Origin of the sequence: Serratia sp. LACPHL-BACT-2024-00286, assembly GCF_043109535.1 — a bacterium.
In the GTDB taxonomy this organism is placed as follows: domain Bacteria; phylum Pseudomonadota; class Gammaproteobacteria; order Enterobacterales; family Enterobacteriaceae; genus Serratia; species Serratia sarumanii.
Window position 1 is genome coordinate 614780 of sequence record NZ_JBICNA010000004.1, and the last position, 6007, is coordinate 620786.

General features: G+C 46.1%; 5 protein-coding genes. 2 read left to right on the top strand and 3 right to left on the bottom strand.

Features of this window, described 5'->3' with window-relative positions:
* Positions 1 to 194 precede the first annotated feature (194 nt).
* A complete protein-coding gene (locus ACF8MC_RS15550; RefSeq protein WP_060440954.1) occupies positions 195 to 455 on the top strand; it encodes a YdgH/BhsA/McbA-like domain containing protein in 261 nt (86 codons plus the stop codon).
* Positions 456 to 510: 55 nt separating this feature from the next.
* On the opposite strand, the gene ACF8MC_RS15555 is transcribed toward ACF8MC_RS15550, so the two are convergent.
* Positions 511 to 1428, bottom strand: a complete 918-nt coding sequence (locus ACF8MC_RS15555) for a LysR family transcriptional regulator (RefSeq protein ID WP_049201481.1) — start codon at positions 1426 to 1428, stop codon at positions 511 to 513.
* A 132-nt stretch (positions 1429 to 1560) separates the two neighbouring features.
* On the opposite strand from ACF8MC_RS15555, the gene ACF8MC_RS15560 reads away from it, so the two are divergent.
* Positions 1561 to 2310: a 3-oxoacyl-ACP reductase family protein gene (locus tag ACF8MC_RS15560; protein WP_164105798.1), complete on the top strand. Its 750-nt coding sequence runs from the start codon at positions 1561 to 1563 to the stop codon at positions 2308 to 2310.
* Between the two features lie 406 nt (positions 2311 to 2716).
* Here ACF8MC_RS15560 and ACF8MC_RS15565 read toward each other — a convergent pair whose 3' ends face one another.
* A complete protein-coding gene (locus tag ACF8MC_RS15565) occupies positions 2717 to 4093 on the bottom strand; it encodes a UvrD-helicase domain-containing protein (RefSeq protein ID WP_164105799.1) in 1377 nt (458 codons plus the stop codon).
* Positions 4090 to 5781 carry an ATP-dependent endonuclease gene (locus ACF8MC_RS15570; protein ID WP_164105800.1) on the bottom strand — a complete coding sequence of 564 codons (1692 nt, stop codon included), beginning with the start codon at positions 5779 to 5781 and terminating at the stop codon, positions 4090 to 4092. The genes ACF8MC_RS15565 and ACF8MC_RS15570 overlap by 4 nt, the downstream gene beginning before the upstream one ends.
* Positions 5782 to 6007 lie beyond the last annotated feature (226 nt).

Below are 6007 nucleotides of genomic sequence, written 5' to 3' on the forward strand. Positions count from 1 at the left end.
CGCTTCTCCGGTTAAGGATCGTCTGTATAGGGTAGTGGCGATTTTTACCGCACGCCAGCGGATGAAAAAATAATCAGTTTATTTGACAGAGATACTCAAAACTCTCCGATTTTTTATTCCAGCCTGCCGCACTACTATTTAACACATCGAGAGACAACGGGCTCTCATCCAATCAATACGCTGAGGAATACATCATGAAAAACGTCAAAATTTTTGCTACCGCTGCACTGCTGGCTACCGCTTCTTTTGCTACCTTCGCCGCCGATATGCCTTCCAGCCAACCCGCTGCAGACGCCCAGAAAATCGGCGTAGTTTCCGTTAGCGGCGCCACCAACCTGAGCGCGCTGGAAAGCGAACTGGCCAGCAAAGCCGCCGCATCGGGCGCCAGTTCATACCGCATCGTCGCCGCCGGCGGCCAGAACAAACTGTACGGCACCGCAGAAATCTTCAACTGATCGTCGAACAGCCAACCGACGGAAGAAAGAAGCCCCGCAAGGGGCTTTTCTCGTTTTAGCGGGCGTCGAAGCGTGTCGCCAGCTTCTGCAGGCGAAACTGCTCGGTGATGAAATCGACAAAAACCCGGGTTTTGGTCGGTAAGAATTTGGTGGTGGGAAAATAAAGGTGCATGCTGCCGCGATCGACATACCAACCCGGCAACACCCGCACCAGACGGCCGTTTTCCAGATAGGGCACCGCATTCGGCATGGCGATCAAGGCAATGCCCAAGCCCATTTCCGCCGCCCGCGCCGCCGCCTCCGGCTCGTTTACCGTCATGCCGATCGCCATCGCCGGCGCATGCTGCTCGTTTTCCGCATTGCGCAGCGGCTGATGGCGGATGCGCCCGGTCTGTGGCGAACGGATGAAAATCCCGGTGTGTTGCGCCAGCTGTTCCGGCTGCCGCAGCGGCGGCCGTTGCCGCAGATAATCCGCCGAAGCCACCAACACGCCGTGTGCGGGCGCCAGCTCGCGCGCAATCATCCCCTGAGCCAGTTCGATGCCGCCGCCCAACGCGGCGTCGAAGTGCTCGCCGATCAGATCCACCTGGCGATTATCGAAATGCCAGTCCGGCACGATCGCCGGATAACGCGCCAGAAAATCCGGCAACATCGGCAACACGAAATTCAGACCGAAAGCGGTGCCCATGCTGATCCTCAGGCTGCCGGCCGCCACGCCGCCGCTGCTGCTCAGGCCCTTCAACGCGCACTGAATCGACTGCAGGCCACCGCTGACTTCCTGCAAAAAACGCTCGCCCTCTTCGGTCAGGATCAGCTGGCGAGTGTTGCGCTGGAACAGGCGCACGCCAACCAGCGTCTCCAGCCGGGTGACGTTTTTGCCCACCGCCGCCGGGCTGAGGCCCAGCTTGCGGCCGGCGGCGGAAAAGCTGCCGTTTTCCGCGCTGCTGACGAAGCATTCCAGATGTCCCAGCATACTTTTCCTCTATGGATTTCAAACTAATGGTTTGAACTGATTATAGCTCTTTGTGGCTAGTGGCCGTGCCGGCGATCTCCGATACTGAATGCCGGCACTTTACTTTACCCTCACCCACTTTGGAGAAATAACATGACCACAGCACACCCTCTGCAAGGCAAAGTCGCGTTCGTTCAAGGCGGTTCACGCGGCATCGGCGCCGCCATCGTTAAACGGTTGGCGAGTGAAGGCGCCGCGGTCGCCTTTACCTACGCCGCCTCGGCCGATCGCGCCGAAGCGGTGGCAAGCACCATCACCGCCGCCGGTGGCAAAGCCCTCGCCATCAAGGCCGACAGCGCCGATGCGGCGGCGCTGCAGCAGGCGGTGCGCCAGGCGGTCAGCCAGTTCGGCAATCTGGATATTCTGGTGAACAACGCCGGGGTGTTTACGCTGGGCAGCACCGAGGAACTGGCGTTGGAAGACCTGGATCGCATGCTGGCGGTCAACGTGCGCAGCGTGTTCGTCGCCAGCCAGGAGGCGGCGCGCCACATGAACGACGGTGGCCGCATCATCCACATCGGCAGCACCAACGCCGAGCGCGTGCCGTTCGGCGGCGCGGCGGTGTATGCGATGAGCAAATCGGCGCTGGTCGGCCTGACCAAAGGCATGGCGCGCGATCTCGGCCCGCGCGGCATCACCGTCAATAACGTGCAGCCCGGCCCGGTGGACACCGAAATGAACCCGGATGCCGGCGAGTTCGCCGATCGGCTCAAGCAGCTGATGGCGATCGGCCGCTACGGCAAAGATGAAGAGATCGCCGGCTTCGTCGCCTACCTCGCCGGCCCGCAGGCGGGTTATATCACCGGCGCCAGCCTGAGCATCGACGGCGGCTTCTCGGCGTAACTGCCCCTGAAATGCAAAAGCCCCGTGAAGGGGCTTTTTTGTTGGCTGCAAACGGCCGGATATAATAATGAGGAAGGCTCACGACTTTTAAAACATCAAGCTCGCCCGACCAACAACCTACGCAATTACTAGACTCTGTTAATATAGATATTGTAATCTTCTGTTAAATCATCAAATTTATTAACTTTATGTAAAACCCAGCACTGGGTGAAACACTGTTTTTATATTTTATTAAAATCAACTAACTTGCCATAAAATACAACACTTGCAGTGGTTAACTTTCGATCAGAAGCAACCCTAGCTTATTATATGCTAGTGATTGATTATAAAACTCTATGTAAAGCTAAGAAGTTCCTGCTTAAACACTTCAACAGAAAATCGGACTCATCGGATATTTGCATTTAAATCAATCGTGATTGACGAATCCCAATGCTCTGATAGAATCTCTAACCGCTGCCATATCCGCACCATTCAATAGATCATGATCTAAAGCCAAAACAAGCCGTTGCTTAGCTCGAGTCAGAGCAACATAAATTTTCTTCCACTCTTTGTTGAAATGGCTAGTTGCGGCTATACCATTTTTAGTCAAATATTTCAGTGTATTAGTGCTTAGTATGAACACACACGTATCAGCATCCAGTCCTTTAACTGAATCAATGCTTTTGACAATAAACTGCACCTTATCTTCTTTAAACTTTCCGCACAGTTCATATAGTTGAGCAAAATGATTTTTCTCTAGCATCAGTGAATGCCTATCTATTAGTCTGCCAATTGCTCTTTTTTCATTAGTTCTAGCAATATCATCTATAAACTCAGTAAAAGCAGCCTTAACAAATAACTCCTTGTCTTTCTTGTGGTTTGATTCGCGAATCATATCCTCTATCTCTCTAGGAAATGAATACTTATGTCTGGATGATGTTGAATAGCGCCCAGCTTTCTTGTCGATACAAACAATCTGTTTCGTTTCTATGTAGTCATTTATTAGAACGTCGTACCGAGCCTCAACTGATTCAATGTACATTAACTCACCAACAATTTCAGACAATGATTCTTGCTGCTGGTTCTCATAGCAGAAGCTATTCGATAGCACTAGAATTTCCTTTGGCACTCGTCTAGTTTGATTATTGATTTCTAATATTTTTGCATATTCTCTTTTTGATACCATTTTAACGAAATCATCAAGTGCTTTTGGATATTTGATAGCTTGCTTAGGATCCCCAATCATATATACGCCAATACCATTACTACCTAACACCTCAAATACTCTCAACGCATCGCTGTCTAAGTCTTGAACTTCGTCAATGAATATCTTGTCAAAGCAGCTCTCAAGAATAGCTAAGAGTCGTTGGACTTTAGCCTTCTTAGCTATCGTGTTGTGCTTACTTACTTTTTCATCAACGACTTGTTTAGCGATATTGTAGACTTTTTCTGCGTGAATAACATTTCTATTTTTCAATCGTGCAAAAACATTATTTTTATATCTAGGGTCACTTGGCAATATCATAATGGAAGTATCATTATAAACATCACCGAGAGAAAATGAAGAAAATGGGTAGATAATTTCGTTCAATAAGAAGCTATGTACTGTCTGTATGCATAGATTTGACGGGATAAATCCATGTTGTTTGATTATCTCTTTTTCAATCTTTGCTGTCGCTGAGTTTGTGTAAGTCAAAGCAAACGTCTTTTTATGATTAGTGCAAGCCTTGATGTGAGTTATCAAGGTCGCAGCCAACCCATATGTTTTCCCCGCGCCAGCTCCAGCAATCTGTACTTCAATCATGATAAAGCCTCAATAACCTCAGCGATGTGAGCTGGCAACTTGATGTCCAGTGGGTTGTCCTCGTCCACCATCGCATCACACACATCCAACATTCTTGCTGTTTTTCCATTGATCATATGACCAGATACTGCTTCTACGTCTCCCGTCATATCGAACAAACCATTTAGTAAAGCCAAATTATTCCCCGCTTCTACTAAGTCAATCTCAAGTGTGTAATTCGTTGTTGTTCTTACTGTGACATTTCCATGTTCTGCATCGTAAGCGTCATGCCTTGCTTTTGCTGGCTCTGAATTGTCAAAATCACGAATAATACCGATTTTTTTGTTTGGGTTATCTTTATTTAGCATAAGCCATATATCTAAGAATATAGCGTAACCGCGCTGGCCAACAGCAATAATATCAATGTCATTCAGGGTTGTTTGTTTAGAAAGATAAGTACTAATCAACATTTCTTCTGTTGGCCCCTCAACAAGAATGACTTTATTGGCGAACAAAAGCTTAAGGATATCGAAATTTGGTCTCTTTCTTAGATAATCTACTAACTGAGTGGGAGTATCGGATAAACTAATTGCTTTATCACCAGTGAAAGCCAGCACATTAGATATCTTGAGCTTGTTGATTATTGACGGATTATGAGTCGAAATAATGGTTTGTACTAACGAGCCACTGTTAATTGCACTTTTCTCAATAAAGTCTCTAATCAAACGAAGATTGTTTACACTCAGATGTGCTTCCGGTTCCTCTATACAACATAAGTTAAAAGTATCGCTGCAAGATTTGTAGTAAGCAAAAAGGATCAGTATATAGATAAGATTTCTTTGTCCCAAACCTTTTTGATAAAGGAATTCATTACCGTACTTAAGAGTGATATTGGACAAGATATTCTTTAAGTTAGGCAGGTTAGGAGTACATTCTAGCTGTTTTATAATACTACCGTAGTTGTCAAAGTCTGGATTGGTTCCGATGATTTTTTCGAATGTTTCTGTTTCCTCAATAGCATTAAAGAATTCGGAGTATGCAGCGTTGATTTGGCTTTTATCATCATCGTCTAGAGTGTTCATAAGTAGCTTTGTAAAAATGCTATTAGACTTCATTGAACTACTCTCGGAGAAATCGTCTCGCTCAGCATTAATACTATGAATACTGACATTTTTTAGGTCACTATATGAAATAGGTTTTTCGTTATTCACAGACACAATTTGGTAGTCATATAGTTCGACTGGTAGAGTGAACCAGCTAATGTCATCGATAGTTTTACCATTAAGAGTTTTTTTCACGACCTCAAGCAAGTCGTTGTCGTTTTTGGGTTTGAAGTCATATCTGATTTTATAGGTTTCTTCAGTACCTTCAGAAACTAGCCACTTAGCAAGCAATGCGGTTTCATAGCTATCTTTTGGATCTGAAAACTCTATAGTCACTGACACTTTTGGGATCTTATGAAGCAGATCTGCATCGTTTTTAATTACTGATGTCAAGAAATCAATAACAGCATCTTTATTGATATCAGAAATACCCAAACGCTTCTGGTTGAAATCTATTTGGTTGCCACTCAATGGTAACGAAAGTGCAGTAAAGAAATTCGTTTTACCAGTATCATTTTCACCAATAACAACAGTCAGGTTTTGTAGCTCGGCTTCAAAATAACGAAAGCTCCGATAGTTATTAATAATGACCTTTTTTATTCGCATAATAAGTTACCTATAAAGACACAGCCCAATATACCAGCAATAGACTATAAGAATTGGTATTCAAACAGAAACTCTGGCCTTTATACAATTTAGACTTCGCCAGATTGTGGATATGCTCACAAACTATCAAGTGGCTACGCCACATCAAGCAATGCGACTTGAGCCTACCTAGGTAATGTGGACACAGTCTCTAAGCGAGGTTCTGGTTTCCAAATTTTTCTGGGCT